Source organism: Streptomyces sp. NPDC005181 (assembly GCF_040608395.1).
GTDB lineage: Bacteria > Actinomycetota > Actinomycetes > Streptomycetales > Streptomycetaceae > Streptomyces.
In genome coordinates, this window is record NZ_JBEXID010000024.1 from 1 (window position 1) to 22,810 (window position 22,810).

Sequence of the window (22,810 nt, forward strand, 5' to 3'; positions counted from 1 at the left end):
TAGTGACACGCCACTTCGGCGTGCCCACAGGCATATCCGCAGGTCAACCTACATATTCGTGCCCTAGTCGGCACCGCCAACTGTGGAACTCAGGTAGGGGGCTGGCTGGACACCCGCCCCGCCCGGGAGGGTTCGATCGTCGCCGTCGCGGAGCCGGCCGTCGTCCGGGCCGCCCTCGTCTACGCGTTGGGGGCGCCGCCGTCGACGTACTGGAACGTCGACGTCCGCCCGCTCTCCACGGTCACGCTCACCGGCCTGCCGGGCCGCTGGAGCCTGCGCCTCGAAACAGGCCCCCGCTGACCGGATGAATCGTCCCGCCAGGAGGGTGCGCGACGTCTTCCCGCCGGTCCGACCAGTCGGTATGTTGCGCATCGACCCTGTACCACCAGGCATGCCCAGGCGAGGGAGGCCACCGTGCCGCAGATCCACGGCCACTGCGACGACCGATTCTCAGGTGTGCGCACCGCATTCGAAGCGAACTTCCTGGAGCGCGACGAACTCGGCGCGGCCGTCACCGTCCTGGTCGACGGGGAACCCGTGGCCGACCTCTGGGGCGGCTGGGCCGACGAGGCACGTACCCGCCCCTGGGAGCGGGAGACCCTGGTCAACGTCTGGTCCACCAGCAAGGGCCCGACCGCGCTCTGCGCCCACATCCTGGCCGACCGGGGACTGCTCGACTTCGACGCCCCCGTCGCCACGTACTGGCCGGAATTCGCGGCGGCCGGCAAGGAAGCCGTTCTCGTACGCCATCTGCTCTCGCACCGTTCGGGCGTGGCCGGGCTGCGCGAGCCCCACAGTCTGGCCGAGCTGTACGACTGGGAGGTGACCACCACCCGGCTGGCGGCGACCGGGCCCTGGTGGGAACCCGGAACCCGGTCCGGATATCACGCGCTCTCGTACGGCTTCCTGGTCGGTGAGGTCGTCCGCCGGATCACCGGACTGCTGCCGGGCGAGTTCCTCCGGCAGGAGGTCACCGGACCGCTCGGCATCGACTTCACCATCGGCCTGCCGGAGAAGGAGGCCGACCGTGTCGCGGAGCTCGTCGTGCCGAAGGCTGCTGCGGGCGAGCAGGCGGCGCTGTTCGCCCGGATGGCACCGGTGGCCGTCGCCTCACTGCTCAACCCGCCCACCGGTGCGGCCGCAGCCAACACGCCCGGGTGGCGGGCCGCCGAGATCCCCGCAGCCAACGGCCACGGCACCGCCAGGGCCGTCGCCGCGCTGCACGGGATCTTCGCCGGACGGGGCCGGCTCGGCGACCGGCGGATCCTCTCCGAGGAGGCGGCCGAGCGTGCCCGCGAGGGCCAGGGCAGCTGCCGGGACCTGGTCCTCGGCATCGGCTTCGACCACGAGACGGAGATCGCCCTCGGCCTGTGGCTGAGCGGCCCCCAGGGTTCGTACGGCCCCAACCCGCGCGCCTTCGGCCACGACGGCGCGGGCGGCTCCTGCGGCCTCGCCGACCCGGAGGCAGGTGTCGCCCTGGGGTACGTCATGAACCGGATGGGACCGCGCATCGCCGACGACCCGCGCAAGATGGCGCTGATCGAGGCGGTGTACGAGGCGCTCTGACGCGTGGGTGCGGCCGGGCCCCGGCCCGGCCGCAAGCTCACGTCACGGTCGGCGGCCACTCGAGCCTCGGCGCCGGCCACGAAGAGCCGTGTGCCGCGGCGGACCCGCGTGTGTGTCTGTATGGGGTGCCGGGTGCGGTTCAGGCGAGCTGTGTGGGCTCGTCCCGCAGTCCGGCCCCGATCTGCTCCCGGATTTCCTGGCCATCTGCATGACCGTGTACCGATATGGCCAGGTCACTGGTGGCGCGGTCCACTTCCTCCGGCTCACCGGAGAGGGCAAGGGCGCATTTCGTCTCGCTGGGGTACTCCCGGCAGTCGGTGACCTTCCGCATGAGGCACCTCCTTGCTCCCTTCCACTCTATTGCGGCCGCTCGCGCCGGGTCAGTCCTTCTGGCGTGCGGCGGCAGCAGCGAGCGTGACGGCCTCGGCGATGCCGGTCTCCGCGGTCGCCTTGTCGATGCCCAGCCCGCTCAGCACGCCCGAACCGTCCTCGTGCTCCAGCAGTGCGAGCAGGATGTGCTCCGTGCCCACGTAGTTGTGCCCCATCCGCAGGGCCTCCCGGAACGTCAGTTCCAGCACCTTGCGGGCCCCGGCGTCGTAGGGGATGAGCTCCGGGAGCTCGTCGGCCGCGGGCGGCAGCGCCGCGGTGGCGGCCTGGCGGACGGAGTCCAGCGGGACGCCCTGCGCCTTGATGAACGCCGCGGCGAGCCCGTCCGGCTCGCTGAGCAGCCCGAGCGCCAGATGTGCGGGCAGGATCTCGTTGTTCCCGGCGGTACGGGCCTCGTTCTGCGCGGCCATCACGACGTTCCGCGCCCGCGGGGTGAACCGGCTGAACCCCTGGCTGGGGTCGAGGTCCGACGGTTCGCCCGGGTCCTTGGCGACGAAGCGCTTCTGGGCCGCCTGCCGGGTGACCCCCATGCTCTTGCCGATCTCCGTCCAGGAGGCCCCGGAGCGCCGGGCCTGGTCGACGAAGTGGCCGATCAGATGGTCGGCCACGTCACCGAGGTGGTCGGCGGCGATGACCGCGTCCGTGAGCTGCTCAAGAGCGTCGGAGTGGACGTTCTTGATGGCCTCGATCAAGTCGTCGAGCCGGACCGGGTTCGTCATGCGTACGGGATTCGTCATGCGTCAACCGTAGGTTGACAGTCTTGCAGTGTCAACCTACGGTTGACGCTGCAACGAAGGGGCGGAGAGTACCGAGACGCACAGAGCGCGCCGGACCGGCGGGTGGCCGGCCCGACGCGCTCGGGTGCGGGTCGGAAGGAAAGGGGCGGTGTCGCGTCCGGAGGGGGCCGGGAGTCGTAGCTCTCCATCCCGGCCAGGCGCCTCAGGTGCGCCCGCGAGTCCCTCGTACGGTCAGAGGACGCCGCAGTCGGCGATGGTGACCTTCGCCCGGGTCTTGCCGCTCTGCGAGCCGTAGCTCTCGATCTTCTTGACCAGGTCCATGCTCTCCTGGCCGTCGACCTCGCCGAACACGACGTGCTTGCCGTCCAGCCACGACGTCACGATCGTGGTGATGAAGAACTGTGATCCGTTGCTGTTCGGGCCCGCGTTGGCCATCGAGAGCAGACCGGGCTTGGTGTGTGTGAGCTTGAAGTTCTCGTCGGCGAACTTCTCGCCGTAGATGCTCTTGCCGCCGCGGCCGTCGCCGCTGGTGAAGTCGCCGCCCTGGAGCATGAAGTCGGGGATGACCCGGTGGAAGGAGGAGCCCTTGTAGCCGAAGCCCTTCTCGCCGGTCGCCAGCGCGCGGAAGTTCTCCGTCGTCTTCGGGACCACGTCGTCGAACAGGTTGAACGTGATCCGCCCGGCGGGCTCGTCATTGATGGTGATGTCGAAAAAAACCTTGGTCGTCATGGTTCCATCCTGACATCCGGGCTGTCGGTCACCACCGCACGGGGTGGCCCGAGCGTCCGATCGCCCCGAGGCGGCCGGGTGGACCGCAGGCAGAATCCCTGCGCGCGGGGACGGCGCAACGGGCTGATGTCGCATCGGAAATGGTTGCACGGCGCCCCTTTGCCTCCGTCCGGATCGCAGTCCACACTGATACGTCGCGCACGGCCATCGCCCCCCTCTCCCGCGTCCCACCGCGGAAGCGAGCGGTACGTGCACACCCAGCCCCGCGAGACGGTGCCCCACCCCGGCTCCACCTCACCGGTCAAGGACGCCCATGCGACGCTCCACCCTCATCACCCGGGCCCTCGGCAGCACCGCTCGGGTCTGCGCCGCTGTGGCCCTGTCCCTGGTCTTCGTACGCCACGACGCGCCCGCCCCGCGCTGGGACATGATCGGGGCGCTCGGAGCGGCTGCCGTCACCGCCGGAGCCTGGGCGCTCGCCTGCCGTGCGGCGCCGCCGCTCGGCGCCGCGCCGTCCATCGCGGGAGGGCGGCCGCCGCTCCCGCACCGGCTCCCGCTGCCCGCTCGTGACGAGGCGCGCCCGTACCTGACCGGAACCCGCCCCCCGTCGTCCGACCGCGCGGTCCGGCGCCCGCCCCGCACCGCCAAGTTCGCCGCATCCGTGCACACCCGGATACTCGGTGGTGCCCTGCTCGCCGCCCTGCTCGCCGCACCGGTCCTGTACATCGGCCCCGACCGGCTGCCGGCCCTGCTCGGCTGGCTCCTGTGCGTTTCAGCGGCGGCGGCCCTGGTCGTCCTCGCGCTCCGCGGTATGGCAGAGGCGACCCGGTCGCTGCCCGAAGGCTTGTCCTGGACCGTGCAGGAGGAGTCGGACCCGTCGATCGCGTGACGCCGAGCCGCCGGCCACGTCCGGCTTTCCGGCTGCGAGTCCGGGCAGGTACGAGAAGGTGACCGCGGTGGTGTCCGGACCGTCGAGGCCGCTGCTGATCCAGCCTCGGCGTGCGTCCCACCGGCTCAGCAGCTCCGGCCGTTCCGTCAACCCTGCCTTTCCGCCAGTCCTCCCACACCACCTGTCTTCGTCGCCGCGAATAGCTTTGCATAAAACTGCAGCGATGCGTATAGTCATGCCATCGACGAGGAGGATTTCGATGCCGGTACGTGCAGCGGTAGCAGGAGCAAGCGGATACGCCGGCGGGGAGCTGCTCCGTCTGCTGCTGGTTCATCCCGAGGTCCGGATCGGTGCCCTCACCGGCAACACCAACGCGGGGCAGAAGCTCGGCGCCTTGCAGCCCCATCTGCGGCCGCTCGCCGACCGGGTGCTGCAGCCGACCACCACCGAGGTCCTCACCGGGCACGACGTCGTCTTTCTCGCCCTGCCGCACGGGCAGTCCGCCGCCGTCGCGCAGCAGCTCGGTGACGAGGTGCTCGTCGTCGACATGGGCGCCGACTTCCGGCTGAAGGACGCCGCCGACTGGGAGAAGTTCTACGGGTCGTCGCACGCCGGGACCTGGCCCTACGGTCTGCCCGAACTGCCCGGTGCCCGCGCGGCGCTGGCGGGGTCCAAGCGGATCGCGGTGCCCGGCTGCTACCCGACGGCCGTCTCCCTCGCACTCTTCCCGGCGTACGCGGCCCAGCTGGCCGAGCCCGAGGCCGTGATCGTCGCCGCGTCCGGTACCTCCGGGGCGGGCAAGGCGGCCAAGCCGCATCTGCTCGGTTCCGAGGTGATGGGCAACATGTCCCCGTACGGCGTCGGCGGTGTGCACCGGCACACCCCCGAGATGATCCAGAACCTCAGCGCCGCGGCCGGCGAACCGGTCACGGTCTCCTTCACGCCGACGCTCGCGCCGATGCCCCGCGGCATCCTCGCCACCTGCAGCGCGAAGGCGAAGCCGGGGGTGAGCGCCGAGTCCGTCCGTGCCGTGTATGAGAAGGCGTTCGCCGAGGAGCCGTTCGTCGACCTGCTCCCCGAGGGGCAGTGGCCCGCCACAGCGTCCGTCTACGGTTCCAACGCCGTACAGATCCAGGTCGCCTACGACGAGGCGGCAGGCCGGATCATCGTCATCAGCGCCATCGACAACCTCGCCAAGGGCACCGCCGGCGGCGCCCTGCAGAGCATGAACATCGCCCTCGGACTTCCCGAGGACACTGGTCTTTCCACGATCGGAGTGGCACCGTGAGCGTCACGGCAGCACAGGGGTTCTCAGCGGCGGGTATCGCCGCGGGGATCAAGGAGAGCGGCAACCCGGATCTGGCCCTCGTGGTCAACAACGGCCCGCGCCGCGCCGCCGCGGGAGTCTTCACCTCCAACCGCGTGAAGGCCGCCCCCGTCCTCTGGTCGGAGCAGGTCCTCAAGGGCGGCGAAGTCACCGCCGTCGTTCTCAACTCCGGTGGCGCCAACGCCTGTACGGGCCCGCAGGGCTTCCAGGACACCCACGCCACCGCCGAGAAGGCCGCCGAGGTCCTCATCGGCCACAGCGCCGGTGAGATCGCCGTCGCCTCGACCGGGCTGATCGGCACGCTGCTTCCGATGGACAAGCTGCTGCCCGGCATCGAGACCGCCGCCGCGGCGCTGAGCGAGCACGGCGGCGAGAAGGCCGCCATCGCGATCAAGACCACGGACACCGTCCACAAGACCGCCGTCGCGGGCGGCGCGGGCTGGACCGTCGGCGGGATGGCCAAGGGCGCGGGCATGCTCGCGCCGGGGCTTGCCACCATGCTGGTCGTCCTCACCACCGACGCCGATGTCGACGCCCCGGCGCTGGACACCGCACTGCGCGCCGCCACCCGCACCACCTTCGACCGGGTCGACTCCGACGGCTGCATGTCCACCAACGACACCGTGCTGCTGCTGGCCTCCGGTGCGAGCGGCATCACCCCGGAGCAGGACGAGTTCGCGGAGGCCGTACGGGCCGTCTGCGCCGACCTGGCCAGGCAGCTGATCGGTGACGCCGAGGGTGCCTCGAAGGACATCCGGATCGAGGTCATCAACGCTGCGACCGAGGACGACGCCGTCGAGGTGGGCCGCTCCATCGCGCGTAACAACCTCCTCAAGTGCGCCATCCACGGAGAGGACCCCAACTGGGGCCGGGTCCTCTCCGCGATCGGCACGACGAAGGCAGCCTTCGAGCCCGACCAGCTGAATGTCGCCATCAACGGCGTCTGGGTCTGCAAGAACGGCGGCGTCGGCGAGGACCGCGACCTCGTTGACATGCGGTACCGCGAGGTGGAGATCACCGCCGACCTCGCCGCCGGATCCGAGTCGGCCGTCATCTGGGCCAACGACCTCACCGCGGACTACGTCCACGAGAACAGTGCGTACAGCTCATGAGTGCGGCGCGGAAACACACCGCACTCCCGAAGGCGGAGATCCTCATCGAGGCGCTGCCCTGGCTCACCCGGCACAACGGTAAGACGGTCGTCATCAAGTTCGGTGGGAACGCCATGATCGACGAGGAGCTGAAGGCGGCCTTCGCCCAGGACGTCGTCTTCCTGCGGCAGGCCGGCCTCAAGCCCGTTGTCGTGCACGGCGGCGGCCCGCAGATCAGCGCCCAGCTCGACAAGCAGGGTCTGGTCAGCGAGTTCAAGGCCGGGCTGCGCGTCACCACGCCCGAGGCGATGGACGTCGTACGGATGGTGCTGGCCGGACAGGTCCAGCGCGAGCTCGTCGGCCTGCTCAACCAGCACGGCCCGCTCGCCGTCGGCATGACCGGCGAGGACGCCCACACCATCACCGCCACCCAGCACCGCCCCACCATCGACGGTGAACTCGTCGACATCGGCCGGGTCGGCGAGATCACCGCGATCGACACCGGGGCCATCCAGGCGCTGCTCGACGACGGCCGGATCCCGGTCGTCTCCTCCATCGCGCGCTCCGCCGACGACAACCACGTCTACAACGTCAACGCCGACACCGCGGCCGCCGCACTCGCCGCCGCGCTGAACGCCGAGACGCTGATGGTCCTCACCGACGTCGAGGGCCTCTACGAGGACTGGCCCAACAGCGACGACGTGATCAGCAGGCTCACCGCGACCGAGCTGGAGAAGCTGCTGCCGGAGCTGTCCAGCGGCATGGTCCCGAAGATGCAGGGCTGCCTGCACGCCGTACGCAACGGTGTCGAGACCGCCCGTGTGATCGACGGACGGGTCCAGCACTCGATCCTGCTGGAGATCTTCACCGACGAAGGCATCGGCACGATGGTCGTGCCCGACGCACCCGACGCACAGGGGGAAGCATGACCAACGCCGAGCTTTCGCAGCGCTGGCAGGGCTCGCTCATGGACAACTACGGCACCCCGCAGCTCTCCCTGGTCCGCGGCGAGGGCGCCCGGGTGTGGGACGCCGACGGGACCGAGTACCTCGACTTCGTCGGCGGCATCGCGGTGAACGCGCTGGGCCACGCCCACCCCGCCGTCGTCGAGGCGGTCTCCACCCAGATCGCTTCACTGGGCCATGTCTCCAACCTCTTCATCGCCGAACCGCCCGTCGCGCTGGCCGAACGGCTCCTCCAGCTCTTCGGCCGGACCGGCCGCGTCTATTTCTCCAACTCGGGCGCCGAGGCCAACGAGGCCGCCTTCAAGATCGGCCGGCTCACCGGGCGGACCCATATGGTCGCCACCGACGGCGGCTTCCACGGCCGGACCATGGGCGCGCTCGCCCTCACCGGCCAGCCGAACAAGCGCGGACCCTTCCTTCCGCTGCCGGGTGACGTCACGCATGTGCCGTACGGCGATGCCGACGCCCTCCGGGCCGCGGTGACCACCGACACCGCGTTGGTGATCATCGAGCCCATCCAGGGTGAGAACGGTGTGGTCGTCCCGCCCAAGGGCTATCTGGAGGCCGCCCGGGAGATCACTCGGGCCACCGGCACCCTGCTCGTCCTCGACGAGGTGCAGACCGGTATCGGCCGGTGCGGCCAGTGGTTCGAGCACCAGGCCCACCAGGGCGTCGAGCCCGACATCGTCACCCTTGCCAAGGGGCTCGGCGGCGGGCTGCCGATCGGCGCCACCGTCGCCTTCGGCGCGACGGCCGACCTGCTGAAGCCCGGCCAGCACGGCACGACGTTCGGCGGCAACCCGATCGCCTGCGCCGCCGGTCTCGCCGTTCTGGACACCCTCGCCGCCGACGGCGCCCTTGACCGGGTGAAGCGGCTCGGCGAGAGGATCCGGGACGGTGTCGAGGGCCTGGGGCATCCGTTGGTCTCCCACGTCCGTGGCTCGGGTCTGTTGCTGGGTATCGTGCTCACCGAGCCCCTTGCGCCTCAGGTGCAACAGGCGGCTCAGGGAGCCGGACTCCTGGTGAACGTGCCCGCCCCCGATGTCGTACGGCTCATGCCGCCGCTGATCATCGGTGACGCAGAGGTGAACGCGTTCCTGGAGGCACTGCCCGGCGCTCTCGACGCGGCACACGGGGACGGACAATCCGGAGAGAAGCGCTCCGGAGAATGAGGCGACGACGATGACCGAGGCGCAGGAATCCGAGTTCGGCGGGCCGTCCGTGCCGCAGACCCGCACGGCCCGCCACCGCCGGATCGTGGACATCCTGAACCGGCTGCCGGTGCGCTCGCAGAGCCAGCTGGCGAAGCTCCTGGCCGACGACGGACTGAGCGTCACCCAGGCGACGCTCTCCCGCGATCTGGATGAACTGGGCGCGGTGAAGATCCGCAACACCGGCGGCGAGCTGATCTACGCCGTGCCGAGCGAGGGCGGCTTCCGCACCCCGCAGGCGCCGCTCGGCGAGTCCGCCAAGGAGGAGCGGATGCGGCGCCTCTCCTCGGAGCTGCTCATCTCGGCGGAGGCCTCGGCCAACCTCGTGGTGCTGCGTACGCCCCCGGGCGCGGCCCAGTTCCTGGCCTCGGCCATCGACCAGGCGGAACTGCACGACGTCCTCGGCACCATCGCGGGCGACGACACGCTGATGCTGATCAGCCGCGACCCGGCAGGCGGTCAGGCGCTCGCCGACCACATGCTGCGGCTGGCGCAGAACAGTCGCTGACGGCCCGGAGAGACGGATCAGTAACGGGTGATCGCGGTCGCGCCCGAGCGGGTCCCGATCGCGATGTGGGGACGGCGGGCCGGGTCCGCCCAGGCCAGGATCCGGTCCATCGCCGCCGCGGGTACGGAGACACAGCCGGCGGTCGCACCGCTCCCGTTCACATGCAGGAATATCCCCGCACCCCGCCCGTGCACCGGCCGGTCGTAGTTGAACCCGATGACCAGTGCGCGGGCGTACTGCTTCGGGTACGCGACCAGATGCTCGGCCTCGCCGGCCCGGCAGTCCGCGGGCAGCGGTTCCACCCAGCGGTTGTAGGCGCGCGCCGCGTTGTCCTGACACCACCACGACCGGTCGCCGGCCTTGCGGTACGGATAGCGGTTCCCGGCCGGCGCCGCCTTGACGCCGAAGGCGTACGGCAGGTCGTACAGACCGGTGGGGGTGGTGTTCGTGCCCTGGACCCGCCGGTCCCCCTCGGTCAGCCCCTTCGCTCCGAACCGGGCCGACGCGGACCCGGCCCGTACCCACTTCCCCGACCGCAGGTCCCACCAGCTGACAGTGCCCGTGGTGGATCCCGTGCCGGGGGCCTCGGCCGTGATCAGCTGCGAGCCGCCGCCCGTGTCGGCCAGCCGCTCCGGGAGCGGGTACGCGTCGGCGGGGCGGGCCGCCGTCGAACCCACGAGGGCGAGCAGAACCGAACCGGTCACCAGAGATATGCGCATGGACCGGACCGTAGACCGGACGGCGCCGGCCCACCCCCGCACGTACTCCGTTCGGTCCAAGGGCTCAGCCTGCCGTGGGCATCACGGGCAGCGGAAGCGGGAGTCCCGGCAGCCCGTCGATGCTCGTCGCGATGTGCTCCTTCTTGTCGAAGTACTCGCTGAGCGAGGCGTCGTCCTCGCGCGCGAAGCGCTGGGCGTGCAGCGGCCGGTCCTCCTCGTAGGACATGTACGGCACCGCGAATCCGCAGGTGTCCCGGATCAGCTCGGCCGTCACCACGATGATCGCGCGGAGCCCGTGCGGGGCGGGGTCGACGGGAAAATGGCCGAGCAGCCCGGAGAACCGCGGATCGTCACGGAAGACCGGCTCACCGCGGCCGTGCACCCGCACGATGTTCGGCGGCCCCTGGAAGGCACACCACATCAGGGTGATGCGGCCGTTCTCACGGAGATGGGCCACGGTCTCCGCGTTGCTCCCGGCGAAGTCCAGATAGGCCACGGTCCGCTCGTCGACGACCGCGAAGGAGCCGCTGACACCCTTGGGGGAGAGGTTGACCGTGCCGTCACCGTCCAGGGGCGCGGTCGCGGTGAAAAAGATGTGCTGCTCTTCGATGAAGGTCCTGAGCCGGCCGTCGATACGTTCGTATGTCTTTCCCATGAGGCGATTATCGAGGCCAACCCGCGCTGCGGCGGGGTATTTCGGGTGGTGGGACGGAGGCCGTGCGCTGTCGTGCAGAACCGGGTCCGCGCCGGTCTTGTTCGCCGGACGCGCCCCGCGAACCAGCAACTTTGACAAACCATACGGAGGACTGCATAGTTATACCCACCAGTGAATGCACCGTAAGGAGAAACCCGTGACCGAGCGCGTCGTACTCGCCTACTCGGGCGGCCTGGACACCTCCGTCGCCATCGGCTGGATCGCCGAGGAGACGGGCGCCGAGGTCATCGCCGTTGCCGTGGATGTCGGCCAGGGCGGCGAGGACCTGGACGTCATTCGTAAGCGCGCGCTCGCCTGCGGTGCCGTCGAGGCCGAGGTCGCGGACGCCAAGGACGAGTTCGCCGAGGAGTACTGCCTCCCGGCGATCAAGGCCAACGCCCTCTACATGGACCGCTACCCGCTGGTGTCGGCGCTCTCCCGGCCGACCATCGTCAAGCACCTCGTCGCCGCCGCCAACAAGCACAACGCCGGCATCGTCGCCCACGGGTGCACCGGCAAGGGCAACGACCAGGTCCGCTTCGAGGCCGGCATCTCCGCGCTCGGCCCCGACCTGAAGTGCATCGCCCCGGTCCGTGACTACGCGATGACCCGCGACAAGGCGATCACCTTCTGCGAGGAGAAGAACCTCCCGATCGCGACCACGAAGAAGTCCCCGTACTCCATCGACCAGAACGTGTTCGGGCGCGCCGTCGAGACGGGCTTCCTGGAGGACATCTGGAACGCCCCGATCGAGGACATCTACGAGTACACCCAGAACCCGGCCACCCCGCGCGAGGCCGACGAGGTCGTCATCTCCTTCAAGGAGGGCGTTCCGGTCGCCATCGACGGCAGGCCCGTCACCGTCCTCCAGGCGATCCAGCAGCTCAACGAGCGGGCCGGCGCCCAGGGCATCGGCCGGATCGACATGGTCGAGGACCGGCTCGTCGGCATCAAGTCCCGCGAGGTGTACGAGGCCCCGGGCGCGATCGCACTGATCACCGCCCACCAGGAGCTGGAGAACGTCACCGTCGAGCGCGAGCTGGCCCGCTACAAGCGGCAGGTCGAGCAGCGCTGGGGCGAGATGGTCTACGACGGCCTGTGGTTCTCCCCGCTCAAGCGCGCCCTGGACGGCTTCATCAACGAGGCCAACCAGCACGTCACCGGTGACATCCGGATGACGCTGCACGCCGGCCGCGCCGTCGTCACCGGCCGGAAGTCCAGCGAGTCGCTGTACGACTTCAACCTCGCCACCTACGACTCGGGCGACACGTTCGACCAGTCCAAGGCGCAGGGCTTCATCGAGATCTTCGGCCTCTCGTCGAAGATCGCCGCCAAGCGTGACCTGGCCTGACGCCACCCCGTTTACGTCACCGCCTCCCCGTTCCTCCGCGGCGGGGAGGCGGTCGCACATCCACCCTCTTGTCTCTTGAGGAGCACGCAGTGAGCAACGGCAACGGCAACAGCGACGTACGCCTCTGGGGCGGCCGTTTCGCCGACGGTCCGGCCGAGGCGCTGGCCAAGCTGTCCGCCTCCGTCCACTTCGACTGGCGTCTCGCGCCGTACGACATCGCCGGCTCCCGCGCCCACGCGCGCGTTCTCAACAAGGCGGGGCTGCTCACCGAGGACGAACTGACCCGCATGATCGCCGGGCTCGACCAGCTCGAAGCCGATGTCGCCGACGGGTCGTTCACCGGCACCATCGCCGACGAGGACGTCCACACCGCGCTGGAGCGTGGACTGCTGGAGCGTCTCGGCCCGGACCTCGGCGGCAAGCTGCGCGCCGGCCGGTCCCGCAACGATCAGGTCGCCACACTCTTCCGGATGTACCTGCGTGACCACGCCCGGATCATCGGCGGTCTGATCGCCGGGCTCCAGGACGCGCTGGTCGGCCTCGCCGAGGCCCACCCGGACGTCGCCATGCCGGGCCGTACGCACCTCCAGCACGCCCAGCCCGTCCTCTTCGCCCACCACGTCCTGGCCCACGTGCAGTCCCTGTCCCGGGACGCCGAACGGCTGCGGCAGTGGGACGAGCGGACGGCCGTGTCCCCGTACGGCTCCGGCGCGCTCGCCGGCTCCTCGCTCGGTCTCGACCCGGAGGCGGTCGCCGCGGACCTCGGCTTCGAGCACGGATCCGTCGCCAACTCCATCGACGGCACGGCCTCCCGCGACTTCGTCGCCGAATTCGCGTTCATCACCGCGATGATCGGAGTCAACCTCTCCCGGATCGCGGAGGAGGTCATCATCTGGAACACGAAGGAGTTCTCCTTCGTCACCCTGCACGACGCCTTCTCCACCGGCTCCTCGATCATGCCGCAGAAGAAGAACCCGGACATCGCCGAGCTGGCCCGCGGCAAGTCCGGCCGGCTGATCGGCAATCTGACGGGTCTGATGGCCACGCTGAAGGCCCTCCCGCTCGCCTACAACCGCGACCTCCAGGAGGACAAGGAGCCGGTCTTCGACTCCTGCGACCAACTCGAGGTCCTGCTGCCCGCCTTCACCGGCATGATGGCCACGCTCACGGTCAACCGCGAGCGGATGGAGGAGCTCGCCCCGGCCGGTTTCTCGCTCGCCACCGACATCGCCGAGTGGCTGGTCAAGCAGGGCGTCCCGTTCCGCGTCGCGCACGAGGTCGCGGGCGAGTGCGTCAAGGAGTGCGAGCAGCACGGCATCGAGCTCGACGAGCTCACCGACGAGCAGTTCGCGAAGATCTCCGAGCACCTCACCCCCGAGGTCCGCACGGTCCTCGATGTGCCGGGCGCGCTCGCCTCCCGTGACGGACGCGGCGGTACGGCACCGTCGGCCGTCGCCGTGCAGCTTGCCGAGGTCAAGAACGACCTGGCGGCACAGCACGCCTGGGCCATCGCCCGTCAGTAGGCAGCAGGAAGGGCATTGCGGGCTACGTTGGTCGGGATGGAGTTACGGAACCGATCCTCGAGGAGCCCGCGATGCCCTTCGCCCGCCTGGCCTCAGCGACGACCCCGACCGCCCATATCGGGCTCGGCCTGGCCGCGGTCGGCAGGCCGGCCTACATCAATCTCCACCGGGACCGGGACCTGCCCGGGACCCGCAGCGTCGAGGCACTGCGCGAGCGCACCCATGAGCTTCTCGACGCCGCCTATGCGCAGGGCGTGCGCTACTTCGACGTCGCCCGCTCCTACGGTCGCTCCGAGGAGTTCCTCGGCGACTGGCTGACCGCCCGCCCGGACGTGCGCGACGTCGTCATCGGCAGCAAATGGGGCTACACCTACACCGCCGACTGGAGCGTCGACGCCGAGGCGCACGAGGTCAAGGACCACAGCCTCGCCACCTTCGAACGCCAGCGTGCCGAGACCGAGGCGCTGCTCGGCGACCGGCTCGACCTCTACCAGATCCACTCCGTGACAGCCGACAGTCCGGCCCTCACCGACAAGGAACTGCACGAGCGGCTCGCCGCCCTCGCCGCCGACGGGGTCACCGTCGGTCTCTCCACCAGTGGCCCCGGCCAGGCGGACGCCATCCGCGCCGCCCTCGCCGTCACCGTCGACGGCGAGCCTCTCTTCCGCACTGTCCAGGCCACCTACAACGCCCTCGAGACGTCGGCCGGACAGGCGCTCGCCGAGGCGCACGACGCCGGGCTGACCGTGATCGTCAAAGAAGCGATGGCGAACGGCCGACTGGCCGGAACGGAGGCTCCCGCCGTCGTCCAGGAGATCGCTGCCGAGGCGGGCCTCGGCAGCGACGCGGTCGCGCTCGCGTTCATCCTGCACCAGCCGTGGGCCGGCGTCGTCCTCTCCGGCGCGGCGACCGTCACCCAGCTCGTCGGCAACCTCCACGCCCCCGTCCTCGACCTCGACGAACAGCGGCGGGACCGGCTGGATGCGCTGGTGGAGGAGCCCGAAGCGTACTGGCGCCACCGCGCAGGGCTGCCCTGGAGCTGACCGGCGAAGTGCGCCCCGATTCCCTGATCACCGGTGCCTGCGCCACCTCGGTGTCACATCGGCCCTGCTCGATCCGTCAGTCCAGTGACGGAACACGACGGAGGAATGGGCCTGTGGACGAGAACGAGTTTCTGGCGGAACGCTTCGAGGAGAACCGGCCCCATCTGAAGGCCGTGGCCTACCGGATGCTCGGCTCGGCGACCGAGGCGGACGACGCCGTCCAGGAAGCCTGGATCCGGCTCAGCCGCTCCGGCGACCGGCAGATCGAGAACCTGGGCGGCTGGCTGACCACGGTCGTCGGCCGGGTCTGCCTGGACATGCTGCGCTCGCGCCGGTCCCGGCGCGAGGAATCCCTGGAGACGCAGCAGTCGGGCGCCGACGCCCCCGGGCCGGCCCTCGGCCCGCAGCCCGACAGCGACCCGGAACATCAGGCGCTGGTGGCCGACTCGGTGGGGCTGGCGCTGCTCGTGGTGCTGGAAACCCTGGACCCCGCTGAGCGGCTCGCCTTCGTGCTCCACGACATGTTCGCGGTGCCGTTCGACGAGATCGGTCGCATCATGGACCGGACCCCGGCCGCGGCCCGGCAGCTCGCCAGCCGGGCCCGCCGCCGCGTCCAAGGCGTGGACGTGGTGCCGGACCCCGATCTCGCCCGGCGGCGTGAGGTCGTCGACGCGTTCCTGGCGGCCGCCAGGGATGGTGACTTCGAGGCGCTCGTCGCCGTGCTCGCCCCGGATGTGGTGGCACGGTCCGACGGCGGCGCGGGCGGCGTCGGCGCTCCGTCGGTGGTGCGCGGGGCCGCTTCGGTCGCCCGCCAGGCGATCATGTTCGCACCGTTCGCGCAGTCGTCCCGGATGGCACTGGTCGACGGGGCCCCGGCGGTCATCTCGGTCCGCGAGGGACAGCGGTTCTCGGTCATGCGCTTCACGATCGAGCGCGGCAAGGTTGTCGAGCTGTACGTGATCAACGATCCGGCCCGTCTTCCCGAACTGGATCTGACCGTGCTGGGCGACTGAGGGCGATTGACCGGGGCGGGCCGGGGCCAGCGGCCGCCCCGGTCCGCCACGTCCGGCCGGCGTCAGGAGCTTGTGAGGATGACGAGTTGCTGGGTCGCTCGGGTCATCGCTACATAGCGGTCGACCGCTCCTTCGATGCCCTTGCCGAACGTCTCCGGGTCGATGAGGACGACCAGGTCGAACTCGAGCCCCTTCGACAGCTCCGGGGTCAGCGACCGGACGCGGGACGTCGTCCGGAATGTGGGATCGCCGATGACGCAGGCGATCCCGTTGGCGTGTGCGGCGAGCCAGGTGTCGAGGATCGAACTCAGATTCGCAGCAGATCCGTGTACGACCGGGACGTCGCTGCTGCGGATGGAGGTCGGCACGTTGGCGTCCGGGAGCACGGCCCGGATGACCGGCTCGGCTTCCGCCATGATTTCTTCCGGCGTCCGGTAGTTGATGCTCAGGGAGGCCAGGTTGATCCGGTCGAGCCCGATCCGCTCGAGCCGCTCCTGCCACGACTCCGTGAACCCGTGCCTGGCCTGGGCGCGATCCCCGACGATGGTGAAGCTCCGGGACGGGCACCGGAGCAGCAACATCTGCCACTCCGCGTCGGTCAGTTCCTGAGCCTCGTCCACGACGATGTGCGCGAACGGACCGGCGAGCAGGTCCGGTTCGGTGCCGGGCGATGCCGTCCCGTCGACCAGGGTGTCCTGAATGTCCTGCCCGCGGAGCATCGTCACCGCACCTTCACCGTCGTCATCGGCCTCGAGCAGGGCGTCGACGACCATGGTCATGTGCTCGCGTTCGGCGGCGACCGAGGCGTTGTGCCGACGCCTACGTCGCGACGCCTCCGGGTCGCCGACCCGCTGGCGTGCTGCGTCCAGGATCGGCAGGTCGGACACCGTCCAGGCCTGGGCGTCCGCGCGCTGCAACTGCTCAACGCCATCGGGGCTGAGCCAGGGAGCGCACTTCCGCAGGTAGGCGGGTACCGACCACAGGTCTCCGACGAGGTCAGCCGCTTCGAGCAGCGGCCACGCGCGGTCGAAGGCAGTGAGCAGCTCCCTGTTCTGCCGCAGCGACTTGCGGAGCAGGTCAGCCGAGCCGTCGCCGTCGTGCTTGTCCACCAGGATCGTGAGCAGTTCCTCCCAGACCTGGTCGCGCGCCTCGTTGTGCGGAGCACCGAGTCCTGCTGATTCGAACGCCACGGCCCAATCGTCGGCGCTCAGCCAGAGGTCGGACCACTGCGTCGTGATCGTCATCCCCTTGGTGGGCGGCTCCTCGTAGAACCTGACGGCGGTCTCGATCGCCTTCACCAGGTTCGCGGACGACTTCAGGAGGGCCACGTCCTGGTCGGCCTCGCGCGCTGCTGCGGCTCCCTCGGGGACGAGGTCCCGCAGGGTGCAGGTCTGCACGCCCTCCTCGCCGAGGCTGGGGAGGACGTCGGCGACGTAGCCCAGGTAGGGCTCGTTCGGACCGACGAACAGCACGCCGCCCCGGCGGTGACCGAGGCGAGGGTCGGAGTAGAGGAGGTAGGCGGAGCGGTGCAGAGCGACGACGGTCTTTCCCGTACCCGGACCGCCGTCGACGACGAGAGCGCCGCGGGATCCCGCGCGGATGATGGCGTCCTGGTCGGCCTGGATGGTGCCGAGCACGTCTCGCATCCGTGGCGACCGGTTGCTGCCCAGGCCGGCGATGAAGGCGGACTGGTCGTCGAGCGCGGCGTGCCCGGCAAACCCGTCCGCGGTGAACACCTCGTCCCAGTAGTCGCTGATCCGGCCGCGGGTCCAGCGATACCTGCGGCGGCTTGCCAGACCCATCGGGTTGCCGTGGGTGGCTCCGAAGAATGGCTCAGCCGCGGGAGAGCGCCAGTCGAGCAGCAGCCGACGACCCGCGCTGTCCGTCAGGCCAAGTCGTCCGACGTACACGGGGCTGTCCGCGCCGACCATGTGTCCGAGGCACAGGTCCAGACCGAAGCGACGCAGTGCGCGCAGACGAGCGGTCAGCCGGTGGATCTCCATGTCCCGGTCCATCGCCTGCCGGCCGATGCCGCCGGGCGCCTTGCGCTCGGCATCGAGGCGGTCGGACAGTTCGGCGATCGACTGCTCGAGGCACTCCGCGATGGCCGCGAAGTGCTGCTCGTCGCCGCTGATGAGCGTCGGGTCGGCCTTGGGGGAGAGGCGGCCGGGAAGGTCGAACGCGCTGGTGGTCAGGGGGTTCACGTCATCAGCTCCGATCTGAGGCCGCTTGCAACCATTGCGCGCAGCAAGGCGTCCGGACCGGCGGGACGCACCGGGGGCCATGACGAGCGGCGCTCCGCCTGACGTGGCCCCCGTGGCCGTTGCCGGTTCAAGTCGCCAGGGTTTGTGGGTTCTCGTGTTCTGGGTCCTGGCTCGACGATCCCGCGTGGTTCACGCGGACATGGGCGGCCTTTCTCGGCTGACCGCGTCGAGCAGCAGCTTCGCGGCCACCGTTGTCCCGTCGGTGCGGATCGTGCCGGCCACGGCGGTCGCTCGTGCGCGGGTCCCGGGGGTCAGGGCCGTTTTGAGCGCGGCCGACAGGGACGCGGTGGTCGGAGTCGGACCGTCGTGTGCCGCGCCGATGCCCAGGTCGGCCACCCGGCCGGCCCAGTACGGCTGGTCCGCCGCCTGGGGTACCACCACCTGGGGCGCGCCGGCCCGGGTGGCCGTCGTCGTGGTGCCCGCGCCGCCGTGGTGCACGACGGCGGCCACCCGGCCGAACAGTGCCTGCTGGTTGACCTCGCCGACGACGAAGCAGTCGTCCTGGTCGTCGATCAGGGCCAGGTCGGCCCAGCCGTGGGCGACGAGCGCGCGGCGGCCCTGCGCGCGGATCGCCTCGACGGCCACCTGTGCGACGTCCGTCGATGTGCGCATGGGCATGCTGCCGAAGCCGACGTACACCGGTGGTGTGCCGGCGTCCAGGAACGCCACCAACTCGGCCGGGAGCGGGCGTTCGTCCGGCAGGATCCACGCGCCGGTCTGGACGACGCCGAGGTCCGCCGGCTCCTGCCACGGGTCCAGGATCGGGTCCGTCGCCAGCCACGGCTGGTCGCCGATGACGTAGTCGCGGACGTTGTCCACCGGTGGCAGGCCGATCGACGCCCGGTTCGTGTTGAGCGCCGCACCGAACAGCGCGTTGATGCTCTGGGCGTCCAGGTCCCACAGCACCCGGTTGTCCGTCACCTCGGGCGGGAACGGCCGGCCCGGATACGCCAGCGGCGGGTGGTACCGCGACGGCAGAGTGAGCTGCTGGAAGGTCACGGACACGGAGCGGATGCCCAGTTTCTCGGCCACCGACCGCGCGCCGGCTGCGGCCGGCATCATGCCGGTCGCCACCAGTGCATCGCATCCCTCGGCCGCCGCGGTGACCGCGTCGAACTGCGCGGCGATCAACTCGGCTGCGCGCCGGGGCAGGGATGACGGCGGCGGCGCCCCGGTCGTCAGCGCGCGCGCCGACCGGCCGACCGGCACCAGCGGTACGCCGACACCGGCCAACCGCTGTGCGAAGTCCTCGTCCGGCGGCGCGCACACCCGCACCTCCGCGTCGAGTGCCCGCAACTGCACCGCGAGTCCCACCAGCGGTTCGACGTCCCCGCGCGACCCATACGTCGACAACAGCACACGCACTTCGTGACTCTCCCATTTCCGCAGGTTGTGGCTTCGGCCGACGATTCTGCGGCATGACCCGGGCCTTGCCGCAAGGCCCCCCGTGCGCTATACGTTGAGAGTGGAAAGGCGTGGGTACTCCCCTTTCCCTTTTGTCGTCCGCTGTGGACTGACGACCTCCGCGCGAAACGGCGGCGTGCCACGTACGGCGGTATGTCGGCCCAGGAGGATCTCCCATGAACCTGCGGATGCAGCCGCGGAACGAGAAGTTCCTCGCCCTCTTCACGAGCCACTAGCGGCCGGCGACCAGTCCGAGCCTGTCCGCGGAGGGGAACCCGGGGCATGAAGCAGCCGGCGGTACGCCCTTATCGCGCAGACGCGCGACGGTGCGCGAACCGGTGAATCGCGGACTCGCCGGGTCACGACGCGCCGGAGACGGCCCTGCGGGAGCCTAGGGTCGCTCGCATGACGACCATCGACCTGGCAGACCTCGGCCGACGGATCAAGCTGAAGTCGGCCGCGACCGTGGTGCCCCGGCTGACCCGCATCACGCCCGGCAACGACCTGGAACGACTGGGCAGTGACTACGGGGGGTGGTGGGTCCCCACCAGCCTGATCACGTCCGGTTCGGTGGTTTACGCCGCCGGCGCCGGAGAAGATGTCACCTTCGACCTCGCCCTGATCGAGCGGTTCGGTTGTGAGGTGTGGGCGATGGACCCCACCCCGCGCTCGATCGCGTTCGCTGCCGGCATCACCGAACCGCGTTGGCACTTCCTGCCGCACGGCCTGTGGCATCGCGACGAAATCCTCCATTTCCATCCCCCCGTCGACCCCGCTCACGTGTCCCACTCCGCCACCGAAGCGCGCGGCGGCCAGGGCCCGGGCTTCGACGCTCCGTGCTTCCGGCTGGCCTCGTTCATGAATCGGCTCGGACATCAGCGTGTCGACGTGCTGAAGATGGACATCGAGGGGGCGGAGGGGCCGGTGCTGGATGACATCTGCGCCGGCACGCTGCGGCCTCGCGTGCTGTGCGTGGAGTTCGACGCGCCGCAGAGTCCCTTTGCCCTGCGGCGTCGGCTGCGCCGTCTGGAGAACATCGGCTACCGGGTGCGGCGGACCGAGGGGCGCAATTACACCTTGACCCTGCGTCAGCCCCATCGGCTTCCGGTGCCCGGAAGCCGTCCCGGCGCCCGGTAGGTGCCGGCAATCAGCGCTTCGCACCGGAGGGCCCGGACAAGAATGAGACGATGATGTCTCATTTGAGTTATGCTTGTCTCATGACTGTCGACCGTGAGCAAGTGCTGCGCAGCGCGGCCGCTCTGCTGACCCGCAAATCGACCGCCACCATGGATGAGGTCGCGAAGGCCGCGGGGATCGGACGCGCCACCCTGCACCGGCACTTCGCCGGCCGGGACGCCCTGGTCAGAGCGTTGGAGAACCTGGGGATCCAGGAGTTCGAAGCGGCCCTCGACGCCGCCGCGCTCGACGAGGGGGCCTCGGAGCAGGCGCTGCGCCGGCTGATCGCTGCTGTCGAACCGAGCGCCGGACTGCTGTCCTTCCTCGTCACCGAGAACCAGCTCTTCGAGGGCGACGAGATCAATGAGGGCTGGAACCGGCTGGACGCGCGGGTCTGCGCCTTCTTCCGGCGCGGCCAGGAGCGCGGCGAGTTCCGGATCGACCTGACCCCCGCCTGGCTGACCGAGGCCCTGTACGGGCTCGTCTCCACCGGAGCCTGGGCCGTCCTGGCGGGCCGGGTCGCCGGACAGGACTTCCAGTACATGATCGTCGAGTTGTTGCTCGGCGGAGCACGCCGGAGCGTGGGGCAATGACCAGCATCGTCCAGCACGCGCAGACCTCGGACGAACTGCGCCGCCCCGGACGGTGGATCGCGCTGGCCGTGCTCGTCCTCGCCGTTCTGCTCGTGGCCATCGATGCCACGGTCCTGGGCCTTGCGACGCCGTTCCTCACGGAGGATCTGCAGCCGACCGGCACCCAGCTGCTCTGGATCGGCGACGTCTACTCATTCGTCATCGCCGGCCTCCTGGTCTCCATGGGCAGCCTCGGTGACCGCATCGGCCGCAAGAAGCTGCTGCTGAGCGGCGCCACCGCGTTCGGCGCGGTCTCCGTACTCAACGCGTACGCGAGCAGTCCCGAAATGATGATCCTGGCGCGGGCGCTGCTCGGCGTCGCGGGCGCCACTCTGATGCCGTCCACCCTCGCCCTGATCCGCAACCTCTTCAACGACCCGCGTGAGCGCTCATTCGCCATCGGTATCTGGGGTGCCATGGCCTCCGCGGGCGCGGCCGTCGGACCGGTCGTCGGCGGGTTCCTGCTGGAGCACTTCTGGTGGGGGTCGGTCTTCCTGATCAACCTCCCGGTGATGGCGGTCCTCGTGGTCGTCGGCATCAGGATGATTCCCGAGTCGAAGAACCCGGCGCCGGGCCCCTGGGACCTGAGGAGCGTGGTGCTCTCCCTGGTCGGCATGATCGGTGTCGTGTACGCCATCAAGGATCTGGCCGCGCACGGGACCAGCTGGGAGGTCACGGTCGCCGGCATCTGCGGTGCGGCCGCGCTCTACCGGTTCGTGCGCAGGCAGCTGGGGCTGCCGGATCCGCTGCTGGACATGCGGCTCTTCCACCACCGGGGTTTCTCGGGCGCGGTCCTGGCCGACCTGCTGACCATTCTCGGCCTGTCCGGGCTGGTCTTCTTCCTCTCCCAGTTCCTGCAACTGGTCCAGGGACGCGGCCCGCTGGAGGCCGGACTCGCCGAGCTGCCGGCCGCCGTCGGCGCGGTGACCTGCGGTCTGATCGCCGGCCGGGCCGCCCGCCGGTTCACGGTCCGGTTCGTGGTGTCCGCCGGACTCGCGGCGGTCGGCGTCGCGCTCGCCGCCGTCACCTTCGTCCACCAGGAGACCGGTTATCCGCTGATCGGTCTGCTGCTGCTGGTCGTCGGCATCGGCGCGGGCTTCGCCTTCACCGTGACCTCGGACGTGATCCTCTCCAGCGTTCCGAAGGAGCACGCGGGCTCCGCGTCCGCGGTCTCCGAGACGGCGTACGAACTCGGCGCGGCCCTCGGCATCGCCCTGCTCGGCTCCATCGTCACCGGCGTCTACCAGGACTTCGTCACCCCGCACGGGGTCCCGGCCGATGCCGCCGCGGCGGCCCACGCATCACTGGGCGGCGCCGCCGAAGCGGCTCACGGCCTCCCGGCGGAGCAGGCGCAGGCGCTGGTCTCGGCGGCGCAGGACTCGTTCGTCGACGGGCTGCACATCGCCGCGGGCATCGGCGCGGCGGTCCTGCTCGCGACCGCCGCCGCCGCTTGGTTCCTGCTGCGTGGCCAGGCGCTGGAGGAGGAGATCGAGCATCCGTAGAGCCACCCGCGCCCTGCGGTGCCTTCGGCCGTACGAGTGGTTGTGAGATACGGAAGGGCCCGTACCGCCAAGCGGGGTA

Annotated in this window: 21 protein-coding genes and 1 pseudogene; 15 read left to right on the forward strand and 7 right to left on the reverse strand. The window is 70.3% G+C overall.

The features are described from left to right. Positions 1–90: 90 nt before the first annotated feature. Positions 91–300 (forward strand): annotated as a pseudogene (locus tag ABZV38_RS17615) (histidine phosphatase family protein); the annotation flags it as partial. A gap of 114 nt (positions 301–414) precedes the next feature. Then, positions 415–1,566, forward strand: coding sequence for a serine hydrolase domain-containing protein (locus tag ABZV38_RS17620; RefSeq protein ID WP_356327950.1), 1,152 nt, complete (start codon positions 415–417; stop codon positions 1,564–1,566). Between the two features lie 139 nt (positions 1,567–1,705). Here the strand turns inward: ABZV38_RS17620 and ABZV38_RS17625 are convergent, their stop codons facing one another. The 3 genes from ABZV38_RS17625 to ABZV38_RS17635 all read right to left on the reverse strand — a co-directional run bounded on the left by ABZV38_RS17625 (position 1,706) and on the right by ABZV38_RS17635 (position 3,419). Continuing rightward, the gene (locus ABZV38_RS17625; RefSeq protein WP_356327952.1) at positions 1,706–1,897 is read right to left on the reverse strand and encodes a DUF1059 domain-containing protein; all 192 of its coding nucleotides are present in this window, start codon (positions 1,895–1,897) and stop codon (positions 1,706–1,708) included. Positions 1,898–1,946: 49 nt separating this feature from the next. Continuing rightward, positions 1,947–2,690: a Clp protease N-terminal domain-containing protein gene (locus tag ABZV38_RS17630; protein WP_356327953.1), complete on the reverse strand. Its 744-nt coding sequence runs from the start codon at positions 2,688–2,690 to the stop codon at positions 1,947–1,949. A gap of 231 nt (positions 2,691–2,921) precedes the next feature. Then, positions 2,922–3,419 (reverse strand): peptidylprolyl isomerase, encoded by a 498-nt coding sequence (locus tag ABZV38_RS17635; protein ID WP_326602605.1) that lies wholly within the window; start codon positions 3,417–3,419, stop codon positions 2,922–2,924. A gap of 313 nt (positions 3,420–3,732) precedes the next feature. Here ABZV38_RS17635 and ABZV38_RS17640 point away from each other — a divergent pair, with 313 nt between their 5' ends. The 6 genes from ABZV38_RS17640 to ABZV38_RS17665 all read left to right on the forward strand — a co-directional run bounded on the left by ABZV38_RS17640 (position 3,733) and on the right by ABZV38_RS17665 (position 9,410). Beyond that, positions 3,733–4,308 (forward strand): hypothetical protein, encoded by a 576-nt coding sequence (locus ABZV38_RS17640; protein WP_356327955.1) that lies wholly within the window; start codon positions 3,733–3,735, stop codon positions 4,306–4,308. A 259-nt stretch (positions 4,309–4,567) separates the two neighbouring features. After that, a complete protein-coding gene (gene argC / locus ABZV38_RS17645; RefSeq protein ID WP_356327957.1) occupies positions 4,568–5,596 on the forward strand; it encodes an N-acetyl-gamma-glutamyl-phosphate reductase in 1,029 nt (342 codons plus the stop codon). Beyond that, a complete protein-coding gene (gene argJ / locus ABZV38_RS17650; protein WP_356327959.1) occupies positions 5,593–6,747 on the forward strand; it encodes a bifunctional glutamate N-acetyltransferase/amino-acid acetyltransferase ArgJ in 1,155 nt (384 codons plus the stop codon). The genes argC and argJ overlap by 4 nt, the downstream gene beginning before the upstream one ends. Continuing rightward, positions 6,744–7,655 (forward strand): acetylglutamate kinase, encoded by a 912-nt coding sequence (argB, locus tag ABZV38_RS17655; RefSeq protein ID WP_356327961.1) that lies wholly within the window; start codon positions 6,744–6,746, stop codon positions 7,653–7,655. Before argJ ends, argB begins: the two co-directional genes overlap by 4 nt. Then, the gene (locus ABZV38_RS17660) at positions 7,652–8,863 is read left to right on the forward strand and encodes an acetylornithine transaminase (RefSeq protein WP_356327963.1); all 1,212 of its coding nucleotides are present in this window, start codon (positions 7,652–7,654) and stop codon (positions 8,861–8,863) included. The genes argB and ABZV38_RS17660 overlap by 4 nt, the downstream gene beginning before the upstream one ends. A gap of 10 nt (positions 8,864–8,873) precedes the next feature. Then, positions 8,874–9,410 carry an arginine repressor gene (locus ABZV38_RS17665; protein WP_356327964.1) on the forward strand — a complete coding sequence of 179 codons (537 nt, stop codon included), beginning with the start codon at positions 8,874–8,876 and terminating at the stop codon, positions 9,408–9,410. A gap of 17 nt (positions 9,411–9,427) precedes the next feature. Here ABZV38_RS17665 and ABZV38_RS17670 read toward each other — a convergent pair whose 3' ends face one another. Further along, positions 9,428–10,129 carry a L,D-transpeptidase family protein gene (locus ABZV38_RS17670; protein WP_356327966.1) on the reverse strand — a complete coding sequence of 234 codons (702 nt, stop codon included), beginning with the start codon at positions 10,127–10,129 and terminating at the stop codon, positions 9,428–9,430. A gap of 64 nt (positions 10,130–10,193) precedes the next feature. Beyond that, complete coding sequence (locus ABZV38_RS17675) at positions 10,194–10,784, reverse strand: pyridoxamine 5'-phosphate oxidase family protein (RefSeq protein WP_356327968.1); 591 nt, start codon at positions 10,782–10,784, stop codon at positions 10,194–10,196. A 196-nt stretch (positions 10,785–10,980) separates the two neighbouring features. On the opposite strand from ABZV38_RS17675, the gene ABZV38_RS17680 reads away from it, so the two are divergent. The 4 genes from ABZV38_RS17680 (at position 10,981) to ABZV38_RS17695 (ending at position 15,753) form a co-directional block, all read left to right on the forward strand. Next, positions 10,981–12,174 (forward strand): argininosuccinate synthase, encoded by a 1,194-nt coding sequence (locus tag ABZV38_RS17680; protein ID WP_356327969.1) that lies wholly within the window; start codon positions 10,981–10,983, stop codon positions 12,172–12,174. 89 nt (positions 12,175–12,263) lie between these two features. Beyond that, positions 12,264–13,697, forward strand: a complete 1,434-nt coding sequence (gene argH, locus ABZV38_RS17685; RefSeq protein WP_356327971.1) for an argininosuccinate lyase — start codon at positions 12,264–12,266, stop codon at positions 13,695–13,697. A 71-nt stretch (positions 13,698–13,768) separates the two neighbouring features. Next, positions 13,769–14,740: an aldo/keto reductase gene (locus ABZV38_RS17690; protein ID WP_356327973.1), complete on the forward strand. Its 972-nt coding sequence runs from the start codon at positions 13,769–13,771 to the stop codon at positions 14,738–14,740. A 113-nt stretch (positions 14,741–14,853) separates the two neighbouring features. Beyond that, positions 14,854–15,753: a sigma-70 family RNA polymerase sigma factor gene (locus ABZV38_RS17695; RefSeq protein WP_356327975.1), complete on the forward strand. Its 900-nt coding sequence runs from the start codon at positions 14,854–14,856 to the stop codon at positions 15,751–15,753. Positions 15,754–15,815: 62 nt separating this feature from the next. On the opposite strand, the gene helR is transcribed toward ABZV38_RS17695, so the two are convergent. Together helR and ABZV38_RS17705 are read right to left on the reverse strand one after the other, a co-directional pair. Next, a complete protein-coding gene (helR, locus tag ABZV38_RS17700) occupies positions 15,816–17,957 on the reverse strand; it encodes an RNA polymerase recycling motor ATPase HelR (RefSeq protein ID WP_356327977.1) in 2,142 nt (713 codons plus the stop codon). Positions 17,958–18,146: 189 nt separating this feature from the next. Then, a complete protein-coding gene (locus ABZV38_RS17705) occupies positions 18,147–19,382 on the reverse strand; it encodes a glycosyltransferase (RefSeq protein WP_356327979.1) in 1,236 nt (411 codons plus the stop codon). 444 nt (positions 19,383–19,826) lie between these two features. Here ABZV38_RS17705 and ABZV38_RS17710 point away from each other — a divergent pair, with 444 nt between their 5' ends. The 3 genes from ABZV38_RS17710 (at position 19,827) to ABZV38_RS17720 (ending at position 22,731) form a co-directional block, all read left to right on the forward strand. After that, positions 19,827–20,558 (forward strand): FkbM family methyltransferase, encoded by a 732-nt coding sequence (locus ABZV38_RS17710; protein WP_356327981.1) that lies wholly within the window; start codon positions 19,827–19,829, stop codon positions 20,556–20,558. A gap of 80 nt (positions 20,559–20,638) precedes the next feature. After that, positions 20,639–21,190, forward strand: coding sequence for a helix-turn-helix domain-containing protein (locus ABZV38_RS17715; protein ID WP_356327983.1), 552 nt, complete (start codon positions 20,639–20,641; stop codon positions 21,188–21,190). Next, complete coding sequence (locus ABZV38_RS17720) at positions 21,187–22,731, forward strand: MFS transporter (RefSeq protein WP_356327985.1); 1,545 nt, start codon at positions 21,187–21,189, stop codon at positions 22,729–22,731. Before ABZV38_RS17715 ends, ABZV38_RS17720 begins: the two co-directional genes overlap by 4 nt. Positions 22,732–22,810 lie beyond the last annotated feature (79 nt).